This is a genomic window from Shinella oryzae (genome assembly GCF_023038235.1).
In the GTDB taxonomy this organism is placed as follows: domain Bacteria; phylum Pseudomonadota; class Alphaproteobacteria; order Rhizobiales; family Rhizobiaceae; genus Shinella; species Shinella sumterensis.
In genome coordinates this window covers 279098-294769 of sequence record NZ_CP081987.1, presented here as the reverse complement: position 1 = coordinate 294769, position 15672 = coordinate 279098, and the positions used below count along the sequence as shown (strand labels likewise).

General features: G+C 63.7%; 17 protein-coding genes. 3 read left to right on the top strand and 14 right to left on the bottom strand.

What is annotated here, in order from left to right; translation table 11 throughout:
• Window positions 1-431: 431 nt before the first annotated feature.
• The 11 genes from fliF to K6301_RS01420 all read right to left on the bottom strand — a co-directional run bounded on the left by fliF (window position 432) and on the right by K6301_RS01420 (window position 10925).
• Complete coding sequence (gene fliF, locus K6301_RS01470; protein WP_247218821.1) at window positions 432-2126, bottom strand: flagellar basal-body MS-ring/collar protein FliF; 1695 nt, start codon at window positions 2124-2126, stop codon at window positions 432-434.
• A 262-nt stretch (window positions 2127-2388) separates the two neighbouring features.
• Window positions 2389-2778, bottom strand: a complete 390-nt coding sequence (gene cheT / locus K6301_RS01465) for a chemotaxis protein CheT (RefSeq protein ID WP_247218819.1) — start codon at window positions 2776-2778, stop codon at window positions 2389-2391.
• Window positions 2779-2872: 94 nt separating this feature from the next.
• The gene (gene cheD / locus K6301_RS01460) at window positions 2873-3427 is read right to left on the bottom strand and encodes a chemoreceptor glutamine deamidase CheD (protein ID WP_247218816.1); all 555 of its coding nucleotides are present in this window, start codon (window positions 3425-3427) and stop codon (window positions 2873-2875) included.
• Entirely contained in the window at window positions 3424-3813 is a 390-nt protein-coding gene (locus tag K6301_RS01455; RefSeq protein WP_134649663.1) for a response regulator, read from the bottom strand. The genes cheD and K6301_RS01455 overlap by 4 nt, the downstream gene beginning before the upstream one ends.
• Window positions 3800-4864, bottom strand: a complete 1065-nt coding sequence (cheB, locus tag K6301_RS01450; RefSeq protein WP_247218814.1) for a protein-glutamate O-methylesterase CheB — start codon at window positions 4862-4864, stop codon at window positions 3800-3802. Before cheB ends, K6301_RS01455 begins: the two co-directional genes overlap by 14 nt.
• A complete protein-coding gene (gene cheR, locus K6301_RS01445; protein ID WP_247218812.1) occupies window positions 4861-5769 on the bottom strand; it encodes a protein-glutamate O-methyltransferase in 909 nt (302 codons plus the stop codon). The genes cheB and cheR overlap by 4 nt, the downstream gene beginning before the upstream one ends.
• Window positions 5766-6230 carry a chemotaxis protein CheW gene (locus tag K6301_RS01440; RefSeq protein WP_247218810.1) on the bottom strand — a complete coding sequence of 155 codons (465 nt, stop codon included), beginning with the start codon at window positions 6228-6230 and terminating at the stop codon, window positions 5766-5768. The genes cheR and K6301_RS01440 overlap by 4 nt, the downstream gene beginning before the upstream one ends.
• 6 nt (window positions 6231-6236) lie before the next feature.
• On the bottom strand, window positions 6237-8513 hold the full coding sequence (locus K6301_RS01435; protein ID WP_247218808.1) for a chemotaxis protein CheA: 2277 nt from the start codon (window positions 8511-8513) through the stop codon (window positions 6237-6239).
• Between the two features lie 25 nt (window positions 8514-8538).
• Window positions 8539-8904 carry a chemotaxis response regulator CheY1 gene (gene cheY1, locus K6301_RS01430; protein ID WP_134649658.1) on the bottom strand — a complete coding sequence of 122 codons (366 nt, stop codon included), beginning with the start codon at window positions 8902-8904 and terminating at the stop codon, window positions 8539-8541.
• Entirely contained in the window at window positions 8901-9200 is a 300-nt protein-coding gene (locus tag K6301_RS01425) for an STAS domain-containing protein (protein WP_134649657.1), read from the bottom strand. Before K6301_RS01425 ends, cheY1 begins: the two co-directional genes overlap by 4 nt.
• A 126-nt stretch (window positions 9201-9326) precedes the next feature.
• On the bottom strand, window positions 9327-10925 hold the full coding sequence (locus K6301_RS01420; RefSeq protein WP_425475382.1) for a globin-coupled sensor protein: 1599 nt from the start codon (window positions 10923-10925) through the stop codon (window positions 9327-9329).
• Window positions 10926-11545: 620 nt separating this feature from the next.
• On the opposite strand from K6301_RS01420, the gene K6301_RS01415 reads away from it, so the two are divergent.
• Window positions 11546-11800: a GlsB/YeaQ/YmgE family stress response membrane protein gene (locus K6301_RS01415; protein ID WP_247218806.1), complete on the top strand. Its 255-nt coding sequence runs from the start codon at window positions 11546-11548 to the stop codon at window positions 11798-11800.
• Between the two features lie 53 nt (window positions 11801-11853).
• Here the strand turns inward: K6301_RS01415 and K6301_RS01410 are convergent, their stop codons facing one another.
• Window positions 11854-12885 carry a hydroxyacid dehydrogenase gene (locus K6301_RS01410; protein ID WP_247218804.1) on the bottom strand — a complete coding sequence of 344 codons (1032 nt, stop codon included), beginning with the start codon at window positions 12883-12885 and terminating at the stop codon, window positions 11854-11856.
• A 54-nt stretch (window positions 12886-12939) separates the two neighbouring features.
• Window positions 12940-13224 (bottom strand): hypothetical protein, encoded by a 285-nt coding sequence (locus K6301_RS01405; protein WP_247218802.1) that lies wholly within the window; start codon window positions 13222-13224, stop codon window positions 12940-12942.
• A gap of 113 nt (window positions 13225-13337) precedes the next feature.
• On the opposite strand from K6301_RS01405, the gene K6301_RS01400 reads away from it, so the two are divergent.
• Together K6301_RS01400 and K6301_RS01395 are read left to right on the top strand one after the other, a co-directional pair.
• The gene (locus tag K6301_RS01400) at window positions 13338-13964 is read left to right on the top strand and encodes a ribonuclease D (protein WP_134649652.1); all 627 of its coding nucleotides are present in this window, start codon (window positions 13338-13340) and stop codon (window positions 13962-13964) included.
• Window positions 13965-14060: 96 nt separating this feature from the next.
• Entirely contained in the window at window positions 14061-15317 is a 1257-nt protein-coding gene (locus K6301_RS01395) for a hypothetical protein (protein ID WP_247218800.1), read from the top strand.
• A gap of 3 nt (window positions 15318-15320) precedes the next feature.
• On the opposite strand, the gene K6301_RS01390 is transcribed toward K6301_RS01395, so the two are convergent.
• The gene (locus K6301_RS01390; RefSeq protein ID WP_160870072.1) at window positions 15321-15656 is read right to left on the bottom strand and encodes a DUF6665 family protein; all 336 of its coding nucleotides are present in this window, start codon (window positions 15654-15656) and stop codon (window positions 15321-15323) included.
• Between the last annotated feature and the right edge of the window lie 16 nt (window positions 15657-15672).

The window sequence follows — 15672 nt, the reverse complement described above, 5'->3', positions numbered from 1 at the left end:
AGACCATGGCCCCCTTCTCGGGATTTACTTTTGCCGGCTTCTGTGAATCGCCTTCGCGCAAGTGATTTGCTTTTTGCGGCGCGGCGCCGGCAGGAATGAACTGAATGGTTAACTATTTGTTAACCATTCATTATTTTCAACGGGCCGCCCTCGCCCATATTTCGGGAAACCCTAAATCAGGAAAATACGGTGATACAGACCCGGCGCCAGCAGCTACCGCAGCGCAAAACTTTTTTTGCGTTCACGCGTCCGTGAATGCCGTCGTCCCAAAATGGGCGCAATCTTGGAGGGCAATACCGCGAGATCGGTGCCGAAAATGTTGCCCTTGAGCAACACTTTGCCGTCAAAAATCACACAAATGCCGGTACGAAAAGCAGAACGCGACCCGGTTGGGGCCGCGCTCTTGGAGACGTTTTCGTGTGAGTAGGCGGTCAGGCGGCTTCTTTTTCCGCGGACCACTTGCGCAGGATCTTTGCGGCACGCTCTTCGCTGATCTCGACCATGCGGCTGAGGCGACGTTCCGGGCCTTCCTTGACGCGACGGTTGAAGGTACCCTCGCCGTCGTCGCCGGCGTTGAGAAGATCGTCCGTGCTGTCGAAGCCGAAGTCCGCGCCGAAGCCATCCATGAGGGTGGCGCCCGGGCCGCCGATGCCGGCGGCAGGAGAGAAGTCCGGCAGTTCGAGGCCGGCCGCATCGCTTTCGAGCGCATTGGCCCCCGCACCGCCGCCCGTCACCGAGCGGACCGCCGGGCGCAGGCCGAACCATACGACCAGGAAAGCCACGCCAACGAAGGCAAGGGCGTTGATGATGCCGCCGAGATTGCGCGTGAGCACTTCCATGACGCCCGGGCCCGGCACCGCATCGTCCAGCAGCTGGTGGTCGAGGAATTCCATCGCGGTGATGGTGACAACGTCGCCACGATCGGCATTGAGGCCGGCTGCGGAGGAGACGATCTTCTGCATGTCCGCGAGATAGGCGTCGATCTTCGCCTGGTCGGCGGGTTCGCCCACCATGGCGGCAATGCGGGCGCGGTTGACGACCACGGCGACGGACAGCTTCTCCACCGCCACGCCGTTGCGCACGGTGGCGACCGTCTTGCTGTTGATCTCGTAGTTGGTCTGCTCTTCCTTCTTGTCCGCCTCGTCGCTCGACTGCGGACCGTCGCCATTGCCCTGCGGGCCGCCCTGCGGAATGTTCTGCTCGACGGTCGCGGCCTTGTTGGTGGCCTGCTGGCTGGACTTCTGGCTTTCACGCGTCACACGCACGGAGCGCTCGACGCGCGATTCCGGATCGTAGACGGTTTCCTGGATCTGCTGCGTATCGGTGTTGAGCGCGGCGGTCACGCTGGCGCGGAAATTGTCCATGCCGAGAAAGGGTGCGAGCGCCTTCTCGATATTGCGTTCCATCTCACTCTGCACGGTCTGGACGGCGGTCAGCGAACGATTGAGCATGCCCTTTTCAGGATCGTCGCCGGACGCCAGGAGCTGGCCGGCCGAATCGAGAATGGTCACGCCATCCACCTCGAGGCCCGGAACGGATGCAGCGACCAGGTGACGGATCGCGGCCGCCGATTCGCGGCCGGCCTGGGCGCTGGCGCGGATCATGACGGAGGCTGTCGGAACCTGGTCGGCTTTGCGGAAGTTGCCGCGCTCAGGCATTACGATATGGACGCGGGCTGCGGCGATGCCGCTGATCTGCTGGATGGTGCGGGCGATTTCACCCTCGAGGGCGCGAACACGCGTCACCTCCTGCATGAAGGAGGTGAGACCGAGAGAACCGACCTTGTCGAAGAGTTCGTAACCGGAATTGGCGCTGCTCGGCAGGCCGCGCTCTGCGAGATAGAGCCTGGCCTTGCCGGTCTGGCCGACAGGAACCGCGATGCTGGCGCCGTCCGTTCCCGTGTTGAAATCGATGCTGGCCTCGGCGAGAGCCATGCTGATCTGGTTCACATCGGACTTTTCCAGACCGACATAAAGCGTCTCGTAGGCGGGCTTGTTCACAAGGATACCGGCGGCGAGCACCAGGCCGATTGACACCACCGCGGCCCCTGCGAGCATCGCGAGTTTCGCCTGCCCCAGCGAAGCCAGGTTCTTGTAGACTTTCGTCAACTGTTCCAACAGATTCATTCTGTTCCCGCACGGACTAGTCGCCTGCCTGCCGGACAACATGCCGGCGCGTTCAGACGCATTTTCAATCTCGTGGAACGGGACCGGCATTTCCGCACGCCGATCTGCTCCATGGAATACGCGGACCTGACTGATCCGGGATGGAGACTAGACGGCGAAACTTGCGCGAACATGGCGGTGCTGCGCCTGCGAAGAGTGCGGGAAAACAAAAACGGCGCCTGTCCGGCGCCGCTACAAGTCAAGAATTCCCGTTTCGGATCAATCAGAAGGCTTCGAAGTCGCCGACGGCCTTGCCGAGCGGCTGGGAGTGCCCGTGCCGGGTTCCGTTGCTCAGCGCCTTCTGCATATCCGCAAGCTTCACGAGATTGAGCGCCGTGGTGACATCGACGATCCAGCCGCCGGGCATGCTGCCGGTGATCGTATCGATGAATTCCGCAAGCCCCCGCGTCTTCTGGACGGCGAGGTCCAGGCCCTGCAACACCATCATGCGCTCGGCGTCGTCGGCGGAGGCCTCGCCATGCACGGCGGCGAGCTGCGGCTCGATGCGCTCGATCAGGTAGGCGACGTCGTGCAGCTCGGAAACGATCCGCATGAGGACATCAGGAAGGGCTTCCTCCATCGCATTCGCTGTCGTCAGATACTCGGCTTTCATGGGGACCCTTCTCCCGTCGACGCCCGGCGGCGTTGTTGCCACTGCCGGTACGCAATCCTGTCACACTTGTATTTCCTTGCGACGCCCCCGCCGCTCAGAAGAATTCGATCGAGCTTTCCGCCGGCTTCGCGACAGGTACGGGACGCTGTTCCAGCGCCACCGTCTTCTGCGTCTCCACGCCCGTCAGCGCATATTGCCGGGCGCGGCCCGACGACGGCCAGTATTCCAACTTTCGGCCATATTCGCCACCCGTACTTTCACCGACGATCCTGATGCCTTCATCCGTCAGGAACTGCCGTGCGAAGAGCGCATTCTGCTCCCCGACATTGGAGAAGCGCGCGATCGTCCTTGCCCCGCCGAAGATCTTTGCCTCCAGCCGGTCGCGTCGCGCGCCCTGCTTGAGCAGGCCGTTGATCAACAGCTCCATCAGGTGGACGCCGTAGCGTGTCGCGTCGCCGCCCGAGGCGAGCGCCCCGGCAGAGCCCGGCAGCAGGAAATGGTTCATGCCGCCGACGCCAACGACCGGATCACGCATGCAGGCGGCCACGCACGAACCGAGGATGGTGGTCAACACCACATTCGGATCGTTGACGACCTTGTACTCGCCCTGGATGACGTGGACGCGGCGGGCCGCGGCATCTGATATCATTTCAATGCCCCGAACACGGCTTCGATCGCCGCCTTCATCTTTTCGATGGTGAATGGCTTGGCCAGGACGTTGTTCGCACCGAGCGCGGCCGCCTTCTGCACCAGCGCGCGGTCGCCCTGCGCAGTGAGGATGATGAAGGCCGCCTTCTTGGTGGTGGGGTTGGACCGCACCGCCTGGAGGAACTCGATCCCGTCCATCTTCGGCATGTTGAAGTCGGAGATGACGAGATGGTGCGGCTGCTGGGTCATGATGGCCATGCCCTGCGCGCCGTCGCCGGCCGCCGTGATCTGTTTGAAGCCGAGCTGCTGCAGGGCATCACCCAGAAGCAGACGGCTGGTCACCTGATCGTCGACGATCAGGACTTTTATTTTTTCAGCGAGAGACATTGTTCGCTTCCTTCTCTATGGCCGCAGTGATCTTCAGGATTTCCTCGCCGATGGAGGAGAGTGGAAATTGGTGTTCCACGGCGCCCAGCTCGAAAGCGACCCTGGGCATTCCATAAACCACGCAGGTTTTCTCATTCTGGCCGATGGTCCGCGCCCCGGCGTGGCGCATCTTCAAAAGTCCCGCCGCACCATCCCGGCCCATGCCGGTGAGGATGGCGCCGACAGCGTTGCGGCCGGCAAGTTCCGCAACCGAATCGAACAGCACATCCACCGAAGGTCGGTGACCGTTGACAGGATCGCGGTCCACGAGACGGCAACAGGGGGCGTGCGGATTGGCGACCTGGAGGTGACGCTCGCCACCGGGTGCCAGGTAGATCTTGCCGATTTCCAGGCGCGCGCCGTCCGTGGCTTCCTGCACGACGGGCGCGCAGAGCCTGTTCAGCCGGTCGGCGAAGCTCTTGGTGAAGGTCGACGGCATGTGCTGGGTGATGACGGTCGGCGGGCAGTTCACCGGGAACTTCTGCAAGACCGTGATCAACGCTTCGACACCACCCGTCGACGCGCCGATGGCGATGATCTTGCGGCCGGGCTTGTAGGTGCTGGGGCTGGCATGCGCCGCGACCGGCGCGATGGGCGGCGGATCGGTGCGCAACCGGCGCTGCGAGCGGGCGGCCGCCTTCACCTTCTCTGCGAGGTCGCCGAAGGGACGAACCTCGCCCGGTTGCGGCTTGCCGACACAATCGAACGCGCCGATCTCCAGCGCCATCAAGGACGCTTCGGCACCGCGATGGGTCAGGGTCGAGACCATGATCACCGGCATCGGGCGAAGCTTCATGATCTTGTCGAGAAACTCCAGCCCGTTCATGTTCGGCATCTCGATATCGAGCGTCACGACATCGGGATCGAGCTGCTTGATCGCGTTGCGGGCTTCCATCGCGTCGCCGGCCTGGCCGATGACGGTCACGTCGGGATCGGCGTTGAGCACGGCCGTGATCAGGCCGCGCATGGTCGGTGAATCGTCGACGACAAGTACGCGTGCGGGTGCCGTCATGCGCCCCTCCCCCTGTTCTTGCCCGTGTAGCGGTAGGTCGTGATGCCGATATTGTCGAACTGACCCTTCGCGTCGCCTGAAACGCGCTCGGAATGGCCGATGTAAAGATGGCCGTTTACGGCGAGCATGTCGGCGAAGCGGGACCATATCCGCACCTGCGTCGGCTCGTCGAAATAGATGACGACGTTGCGGCAGAAGATGACGTCGAACGGCCCCTTGAACGGCCACTGGGCCATCAGGTTCAGTTCGTTGAAGGTAATGAGCCGCTTCACCCGGTCGTCGATCTGCCATTTCTGGCGGCCGGCGATTTCGGTCTCGCGGAAGAACTGCTTGCGCATCGCCGGTTCGACGGTTTCGAGCGCCGTCGCGTCATAGGCGCCGGAGCGGGCGATCGCCAGGATCTTGGGGTCGATGTCGGTCGCCAGGATGCGGAAATCGTAATCCGCCGCATTCGGCATCATGGAGAGAACCGTGAGCGCAATCGAGTAGGGTTCCTGCCCATCGGAGCAGGCCGCCGACCAGATGCGCACGCGGCCACCGTTGCGCGCACGGGCAAGAAGCTCCGGCAGCACGTCGCTGCGAAGATGCTCGAAATGATGGTTCTCACGGAAGAAGCGCGTGAAATTCGTCGTCAGATGCGACAGCATCTCCTTGCGCGGGCCGGCGCCCTCCGGAGAGGAGACAAGCGCGCAATATTCCCGGAAGCCCTTGAGGCCGAGCTGGCGGATATGCTTCGACAGGCGTGAATAGACGAGCGAGGCCTTCGTCTCGTTGAGATAGATGCCGGCATCCGCATAGATCATCGCGGCGATCTCCGAGAGGTCGCGACGCGTCAGCGGATACTCGCCGCTTGCGAGGCATTCGTCCGGAGATTGCCTTGTATCGATGGCCGGAGAATAGGTCATGCGGCTTCACTTTCGATATGCGGGAACAGGACGCCGAGATCGATGAGGCAGATCATGCGGCCTTCGATCGCGAGAATGCCGCGCGCATAGGCCTTCTCCGTCTCGTTCGCGATGTCGGGCGTGGGCTGGATGTTTTCGTCCGTGATGGTCAGGATGTCCGACACCGCATCCACGAGCAGCCCAACCGTCGCCGGTCCGACCTGCGCGACGATGATGACATGGCGGACGGTCGGCTCGGTGCGCTTCATGCCGAGACGCTGCGACATGTCGATGATGGGCAGCACTGCGCCACGCAGGTTGATCACGCCGAGCACATGCGGCGGCGCGTGCGGCATCGGCGTCGCGGGCGTCCATCCACGGATTTCCCGCACGGACATGATGTTCACGCAGAATTCCTGGTCGCCGATCCGGAAGGCGATCAGTTCATGTCCGTCAATGAGATTCTTGACCGCGTACGTCATGGCGTCTTAACCGGTGGCAGCAAGCGAGATGTCTTGGCGAAGGGGCTGGCCGCGGGACGCGGCGACAACGGCGTCGACGTCAAGGATAAGAGCCACACGGCCGTCGCCCAGGATGGTCGCAGCTGCGATGCCGGGAACGTGGGTATAGTTGGCCTCGAGGCTCTTGATGACGACCTGGCGCTGACCCTGGATCGCATCGACCATGAGGGCGCGCTGGCCACCGCCTTCCGATTCCACGAGGAGCGCAACGCCGTCGATCGGGTTGGCCTGCGTAGAACGGAAATTGAGGATCCGGCCGACATCCACCAGCGGGCAGAACGAATTGCGGATCGAGATGAGCCGCTGCGAGGCGCCGAACGAATGAATGGCGGAGGCTTCCGGCTGGAGCGTCTCGACGATGGCCGTCAGTGGCACGACGAGCGTCTGGCCGGCCACCGTCACCACCATGCCGTCGAGCACGGCGAGCGTCAGCGGCAGGCTCATGGTGAAGACCGAACCCTGTCCGGGCTTGGACGAGATGGAGATGCGCCCGCCGAGCGCCTGGATGGAGCGCTTGACGACATCCATGCCGACGCCGCGGCCGGAGAGGTCCGACACCTTGTCGGCGGTGGAGAAACCGGCGTGGAAAATCAGGTTGTCGATTTCCTCGTCGGACAGGTTCGCATCGGCCGCGATCAGGTCGTTGTCGATCGCCTTCTGGCGGACCTTCTCGCGGTTGATGCCGGCGCCGTCATCGGCAAGCTCGATGACTATGCGGCCCGAGCGGTGTTTCGCGGTCAGGCGGACCGTGCCTTCGGGGTTCTTGCCGAGCGCCTCGCGCTTCTCCGGCATTTCCAGGCCGTGGTCGACGGCATTGCGGATCATGTGCGTCAGCGGCTCGGCGAGCTTGTCGATGACGGTCTTGTCGACTTCGGTGTTCTCGCCCTCGGTGATGAGGCGAACGGACTTGCCGGTGATGTCGGCGATTTCGCGGACGGTACGGGCCATGCGCTGGAACACCGGCTTCACCGGCTGCGCGCGGATCGCCATCACCGAATCCTGGATCTCGCGGGTAAGCTGCTGCAGCTCCTCGAGGCCCATATTGATGGAGCTGACGCCGTTGTTGTCGTTCTCGACGACGCTCTGCGAGAGCATGGCCTGGTTGATCACCAACTCGCCGACGAGGTTGATCAGGCGGTCGACGCGATCGAGGTCGACACGGATGGTCTGGCCGGCAGCCGATGCCTGGTTTGCCTGCGCAGCCGTGGCCGCTGCGGCTGCCGCCTTGGCGTTTTCGGCAGCGCGGCTTGCGACCTGTGCGACCTTGCTGGCGGTGTCGGCGGCGGCAATGGCGGCCGCCGTGTCGCTTTCGTTGGCAACCGGCTCTTCCTCGCCGCCGGCGGCCGGGCCGTCCTCGAGCAGCGAAAGATCGAAAGGAACGGCCTGCATCGGCGGCTCGTCATCGTCGGCCGCTTCGCCCACGATCTCTTCCTCGATCGTGCGGACATCGAGTTCGCAGTCCCATTCGGCAAATTCGAAGACGGAGCGCACGCCGTCCTCGCCCTTGTCGGTGGTGACGGACACCTTCCAGGAGAAATAGGCCTCCTCCGGGTTCATCTTGTCCAGCGGCGGCAGCCGGTCCATGTCGCAGTAGACGCTCATCTCGCCGAGGCGGGAAAGATCGCGCAGCAGGAGAACGGCTTCGTTGCCCTTGGCATACAGTTCCCGGTTCGGCCGGAAGATGATCTGGCAGGTCGGAACGTATTGCGCAGCCGGCTCCTCGTCGAAATCGCCGAAGGAGAACGGGATCGGCTGGAAACCCTCGTCATTGACGTCGGGCTTTGCGACGACCGGTGCGGGTTCGGCCGGCTTCGGCGCGGCGGCAACCGGCTTCGGTGCAGCGGGTTCCGCAACATGCGTCTCGCCGTGTGCGAGTGCCTCCAGTTCCCGGATGAGCGTGCGGCTGCGCGCTTCGTCGACACTGCCTCCGTCACGGGCGGCATTGGTCAGGTCCGCCAGCACGTCGGCGGATTTCAGCATGACCTTCAGGACATCCTGGGTCGGTTCCAGCTTGTTGGATCGAACGCAATCCAGTGTCGTCTCGAACACATGGGCGAACGAGACGAGATCGTCGAGACCGAAGGCGCCGGCACCGCCCTTGATCGAGTGGACCGCGCGGAAAACGGCGTTGACCGTTTCGGGATCGCGGTCGCCGTCATTCAGCTTCAAAAGCCCGGATTCCAATTCCGCGAGCTGCTCTTCGCACTCCTGGAAGAAGATCTCTTTGATTTCGTTCATATCCATCGGCAGGAATCCCGGACTTCGTGAATTAGGCGGTTACGCGCTCGATTGCGTCGATCAGCTTGGTCGGGTCGAACGGCTTGACGATCCAGCCCGTGGCGCCGGCCTGGCGTGCGCGGTTCTTCTTCTCCGCATCGCTTTCCGTCGTCAGGACGAGGATCGGGATCGCGCGGAACTTCTCGTTGCGGCGAACGCCCTCGATGAAGCCGAAGCCGTCAAGGCGCGGCATGTTGATGTCGGTCACGATGACATCGGGATTGGAGGTTTCCAGAACTTCGAGGCCCTCGACACCGTCTTCGGCCTGGATGGTCTCGAAGCCCGCATTGTTGAGCGTGACGAGAAGCATGTTCCGGATTGTCCGGGAGTCATCCACGGTCAGTACTTTCTTCTTCATTGCCTAGCCTCCTGTGCCAGCAAGTGATCAATGTTCACGCCGATAAGCTGCATGGTTTTCATGAACGGCTCGGACACCTTGGCGAAGGTGAACGGCTGCTTGTCTTCTTCCCAGCTCTTCGCGCCGGCCATGAGGACCTGCGCGCAGAGCGCACCGACGCGCTCGACGGCCGAAGCGTCGATGACGAGGGGGCCGCCCTTGAGGCCCATGAGTTGCGCATGCAGCGCCGTCGCCTCGTTGAGATCGAGAACCGGGGCAAGGCTTAGACTTTTCTGAGCGGCTTTCTTGCTCGCCATTACGGTGTTCCTTGTCTGCGTCTGAGCGAAACCGAGATTGTGTTGCGCGGTGCGGGCGGCTGGTTTTCCTCCGAGGACCGGCTGCGCGCCGTGGAGAACCAGTGACGGGGACGTCTGCTCGTCATCTCAACCTCCATGGCCGACGGCCCGCGCCGTCAGCAGATCGAGCGGAGCGGCCGGTGCCGGGATTTCCCGCGCAACGGCACGCGGCGCGGCTTGTGCAAAACGCTCGGCGCGCTCCTCGCGGGGTGCGGCGACGCGGAACGCGCGGATCGTGCGGCCGAGCTCCAGGATGACCGTATGAAGATCGCCGCCCATGGCGCCGACGCGGCCGGCATCCCCGGCATCGGTTTCGAGCGCGCGGCCCGCGCGGTCGATGCCGGCGGCCACGCCTTCCAGGCCCTCGGCATCGACGGCGCTTTCGCGCACGATGCCGGTGATCGCCTCGTTGATGCCTTCGACCTGCCGGACGATGCTGCCGATGGCATCCTGGGTGCGGTGGACGTGCTCGACGCCCGCCTCGACCTGCGCCTTCGTGCCGGTCACCAGCTGCTTGATCTCACGTGCGGCATCGGCGGAGCGCTGGGCAAGCGCGCGCACTTCCTGCGCCACAACGGCGAAGCCGCGGCCGCTGTCGCCGGCGCGCGCGGCCTCGATGCCGGCATTGAGCGCGAGAAGGTTCGTCTGGAAGGCGATCTCGTCGATCACGCCGATGATCTGGCCGATCTTCTCGGCGGAAGCCTCGATATCGGCCATGGCCGACATGGCCTCGCCGACGATGCTGCCGCTCCGGGTCACCGAATCCTGCGTCGCCAGCGCCGCGGACTGCGCCTTGCGGGTTTCGGCAAGCGTCTGGCGAACGCGTTCGACGATGCCGCCAAGCGCGTTTGCGGTCTCCAGCAGGGTGGCCGACTGCTCGTCCGAGCGGACGGAAAGCGCGTGGGCGCCATCGGCAAGCGTGCCGGCAAGACGATCGCCTTCGGCAGCGCGCGCGGCGGCCGAGGAAAGATGCGCCTGGATTTCGGTGAGCGCTGCGTTCAGCGTCTCGGCCATGTCGCGCCAGGCATCGGGCATCTCGCCTGAGACGCGGCCCGAAAAATCCAGCTGGGAAAGGCCTCGGATCGTATCGCCGAAGACCCGGTCGAGTTCGGCGCGGTCTTCGCGGCGCTGCTCGGCGAGCGCCTTGTGGTGGCTGTGGCGCAGTTCGTTGAAGCGGAGCGACACACCGATCTCCGCATCGATCATCGCCGTGCGCAGGAAGGCGGAAACGAGCTCGGACAGTTCCTTGCGACGGGCCTTGCCGGCGCCGGGCAGGATGGATTTCGGCCAGTATTCCTCGATCAGCCCGTTGACGACCGTCTCCATGACGACCGCGTGGCCGGCGATGCGCCAGCGCGGATCGAGGCCCATCTGGCTTTCGCTGTCGGAGAGAACCTTGACCCGCTCGGCATAGAGCCCGTCGAAACGGGCATCGGTCAGCACGTTCCAATGCGCGCTCTGGAGATCGTGGAGGCGATCGATCTGGCGCTCGCTCTGGAAATGCCTGGCGGCATCGGGGAATGTCTGAAAACGCTGGAAAAGATCGCGCAGCGCGGTTTCGACGTGACGCTCGAGGGTCTGGCGGTGGCGGCGCAGCGCATCGCCGTGGGTGGTTTCCATCCCGGCAAAACGCAAACGGTCGCGCAAGCTGGCTGCCTGTCCCGTTCGAGCCTGTTCTGCCGGCATTTCCTGCACCAATCCGCTCCAAACCAAAAATGCCCGGCCGCCGTTTCGGGCGGTCGTCTGAACTGTCACATGGGGAGAAGGCCGGCCCGCGGGCCGTGGCCACGCGGCGGCGTGCCGCCGGAAGTCCGGCGCACGAGCATGCCGCCCGTCGATCCATGATCAAATTCGGTGAGACTCGAATACCGGCTCAACCCGGTACGACGGTTCGGCATCATGCCTGGGTGAGAAAAGGCGATTTTCCCATTCCGACGTGTAGAGCCATGTTTATGGTTAATTCCTTGCCTGAAGGTTAATAGTTCATTGGCAGCTTCTGGCTTTGCTAAAATTAACATGGTTTCATCTCACACCAGCCCCGCGCAAGCCCGCGCGCGTACAACAAGTCCTCAACTGGCAATGACGTCAGAAGGAACGGACAATGATTGTTCTGGTGCTGGGTGCCACTGTGATTGCAGCAACGACGCTTGCGGCAATCTATCTTCTGATCGACATAGACGCGACGCGCGCGCCTGGAAAAGTACGGGTCTTCTGAGCGGCGACATTTCGCTGCCAGCCCCTTGCTTTCCTTGCAGAGACTGCCAGATTCAGTCCCGACAGACTTCAGCTGTCATAGGGAGCACATCATGGGCATCGAAAGCATTCTCGTATTTCTGATCGTCGGCGCCATTGCCGGCTGGCTCGCAGGCCTTATCGTGTCGGGCTTCGGCTTTGGCCTTATCGGCAACATCGTCGTCGGCATCGTCGGCGCCTTCATCGCCGGTTTCCTCTTTCCCGCCATCGGCGTCAGCCTGGGCACCGGCATCCTCGCCGCCATCCTCCATGCGACGATCGGTGCGGTGGTCCTGCTCGTGCTGATCAAGGTGATCAAGCGGGCCTGATTTTCCCTTGCTAAACAAAAGGCCGTGGCGGGACACCGCCACGGCCTTTTGCATCAGTTGACGCTCACCGGTTTGGAGCGCATGCGCGATACGGTTTCGCGCTCGGCGCGCTTGCAGCGCATCGGCGGCAGGCCGCGATCCATCAGCGCCATATCCTCCAGCACCATGTCGCCCATCCTCTTGAAGGCGACGTCGAGCGCGCCGGCCCGGTGGGCGGAACGCACGAAGCCCTTGAGACGGCGCACCGGATGGTCGAGCGGCAAGGGCTCCTCGGGATAGACATCGCTTGCCGCCACGATATGCCCGGAGCCGACGGCCGCCATCAGCGCCGGGAAATCCACCACGTCGGCGCGGCTGAGCAGGATGAAGGCCGCGCCCTTGCGCATCGAGGCGAAGGCGTCAGCGCCCAGAAAGCCCTTGTTGTCGCTGGTCACCGATGCCACGACGAAAACGAAATCGCTCATGGTGAGGACATCGGCAAGGGACGCCGGTTCAGTGTTGGCTTCCCGCAGCAGCGACGGCGGCAGCCAGGGATCGAACACGCGGATCCTAGCGCGGAAGCCGGACAGGACGCGGTTCAGCGCACGCCCGAGATCGCCGAAGCCGACGATACCGATCTCCGACCCGGACAGGAGCCGTGCCGAGGCATTGCCCTCCCCGCCCCACAATTCACGGCCCTCGCGGAAATCCACATCCGCGTCGATCACGCCACGCGCGAGGTTCAGCGCCATGGCAAGCCCGAGCTCGGCGACCGGCTCGGCAAAGACCTGCCCCGTCGTCACCACGTGGATACCGCGCGCGAACAACACCTCATAGGGCATGTTGTTGATGAGATTGCTCTCGACATTGAGGATGGCGCGCAGCGCCGGCATCCGGGCCAGCGTCTCGGCCGACAGCGGCGGCTGGCCGATAATGTAGCGCGCCTGCGCCAGCACCGCGTCGCCGAGCCCGGCGATATTGTCGGGATCGGCCTCGACGATGCGGTAGGTCCGGTGCAGTTCGGCGCGCGCCGCGGGTGTAAAGATAAGGTCCAGTGTGCGCGGCTCGGGCGCGCTGATCAGCAATGGCAGGCTATTGTCGGTCATGTCTCCTCCGGATCGTTCCGCACGAGTGGTAGCACGAGAACCGAAGGGCGGCGACTAGTAGCCGAGGCCACGCAGCGCGCGGATGCTGGACGGTGGAAGCACGGTGCTGCTCGACGAAATGCCGTTCTTCTCGCAGACATAGACATCGCGCGGGAGCCAATGGCGGCTACCGCTGCGGCGCACATCCACCTTTTGCTCACAGACGATGTCACCCTTGTTGCTATAGGCATCGGTCGCATCGCTCGGCACCACGCCGGGCAGGTTTTCGAACACCTGCGCCTGCGCGACGGGCGGGGACGCCAGAACGGCTATCATGACGAGGGCGGCGCTTATCTTCATCGTCTTCCCGGCAAAGCCGGCCTTTCGCAATCCATAAAGAGATACCGCTGGCCGGCAACATGCGCTATAGGCCTGCGGATTATTCGACAGCTAAGACATAGATGGGGTTTTTCATGGCAAGTGCAATCCGGTATCATGAAGGCGACATTTCGGCGGCGGATGCCGCGCGCTATACCGGCGCCATCGCCATCGACACGGAGACGCTCGGCCTCATTCCGCGCCGTGACCGTCTCTGCGTGGTGCAGTTGTCTCCCGGCGACGGCACGGCCGACGTCATCCGCATCGCCGCCGGCCAGAAGGATGCGCCGAACCTCGTCGCCATGCTGGCCGATCCGTCCCGCCAGAAGATCTTCCACTATGGCCGCTTCGACATCGCGGTGCTGTTCCACACCTTCGGCGTCACCACCACGCCGGTCTTCTGCACCAAGATCGCCTCGCGCCTCACGCGAACCTATACCGACCGTCACGGCCTGAAGGACAATCTCAAGGAAATGCTCGACGTCGACATTTCCAAGCAGCAACAGTCGTCCGACTGGGCCGCGGAGACGCTCTCGCCCGCGCAGCTCGAATATGCCGCCTCGGATGTGCTGCATCTCCATGCGCTGCGCGACAAGCTGAATGCCCGCCTCGTGCGTGACGGCCGGCTTGCCCATGCCGAAGCCTGCTTCGCCTTCCTGCCGACCCGCGCCAAGCTGGACCTGCTCGGCTGGGAAGAGACGGACATTTTCGCGCACAGCTGAGCCTTTCCGGCGGCCAAAAGCCCCGGAAATCAGGCGTTACACGCTTAACGGCCGGTTAACGAGGCCGGTCTATCCTCCGGGAGACTGGAGGCTGCCATGTTGACACCGTTGCAGAGCGCGCAAGCAGGCGCGGCCGTATCGGCCATGCAATCGATCGCCGAGACGCTCGAGGAGCGCCGGCGCGAAGAAGCAGAGAAGGCGAGCGGGCGCAAGGACGACGACGTCCTGAAGCGCCAGCAGGCGCAGGTCGCGTCCGATGATACCGCGCGGCAGGCCAACGCGCGCATCAACGAGCACTTCTTCGGCAACAATGCCCGCGGCCAGGATACGCTTGCCAAGCTAATCTCCCGCTTCAGCGCGATGCTGGGCATCAGCCAAGGCGACAGCGAGACAGGCCGGCAATTCGCCCAGCGCCTCAGTGATCAGCTTGAGCTGATCGGAAAGATTTCCCTGCCGGCGAAGGGCAGCAACCAGAACGTAACGCTCACCGCGCTCGGCACGAGCCTTTCGGCCGTACAGCTGGCGATCAAGGGAAATGCGGACGATGCCGCCGCCAACCTCGTCGCCCGCCTTGCCGCTGCGGCGGGTGTCGCGCAGGGCGAGGATGAGCCGGACGCGGATTTCGAGCAGCGCCTCTCCAACCTGCTGACACGCCAGCGCGGCGAATTGCCGGAGACCGTTTCGACGCTCGAACAGAAGAGCGGGCTCGATGACCTCGGCCTCAAGGCCACCGATCTCATCGCCGCCATCCGCAACCCCTACGGCACCGAAGCCCAGCGCGTGAAGGATGCGCTTGCGCAGAAGGCGCAGGATGAAAAGTCCCTCACGCCCGAGATGCGCAAGGTCCTCGCGCGTCTGGAGGATACGGCCGATCCGAAATCCATCGAGGAGCTTAAACTCGAACGGGTGCGGCCCGACCCGACCCGCGTCGAGGATGCGGAGGTCCGCAAGGAGCGGGAAGAGACGATCCGCGCGCTGGAAGCCGGCGAAAAGCTCGACGATGTGAAAGACCTTCAGGAGGCCATCGGCCGCGCCCACGCGGAGGCGACGAAACCGACGCCCGAGACCAAGACGTCGGGCGACGCGACGGCGGACGCGCTGGACACGATCCAGCTCTTGGCCGCCGGTGCGCAGGCGAACGACGGTCCGGAAAAGACGACGTCCTCCTCGAATGCCTCTTCTTCTGAGCACACAAGCGACCAGGTCGAAACGACGGAAGACGCGGTGCGAAACCTCGATGCCGCCGGCAATGAGGAGAAGGCCGAGCGGGAAGATGCCCGGAAGGAAATCTTCGCTCTGCGCGTGGACGACAACGGCATTTACGACCTGATCACGCGCCAGCTCGTCGCCTGAGGCTCACGCCTTCTTGCGTACGATCCCCAGCCGCGCGATGACCTCGGGCGGGATTCCGTAACGGCTGATCGCGTCCTTCTGGCTGCGCAGCCCGCACATTTCGCGCTGAATGAAGAACGCCCAGACCTTGTCGGCGGCATCGTCGAGCAGGGCGTCGCGTTCCTCGGGCGGGCATCCGGCGGCAAGGCGCTCGGAAAGCAGCGCCAATGCCTTCTCGACCTTCAGCCCGTGCCGGCCGAGCGAATCCGCCCGCTCCGACATCAGTTCGTATTCAAGGATATTGAGACCCGTTTCCTTGGTGAAGGAAGGGGCAAGTGCCTGGGGCGGACGAACCGTCATCTTCGATCTCCCGTCA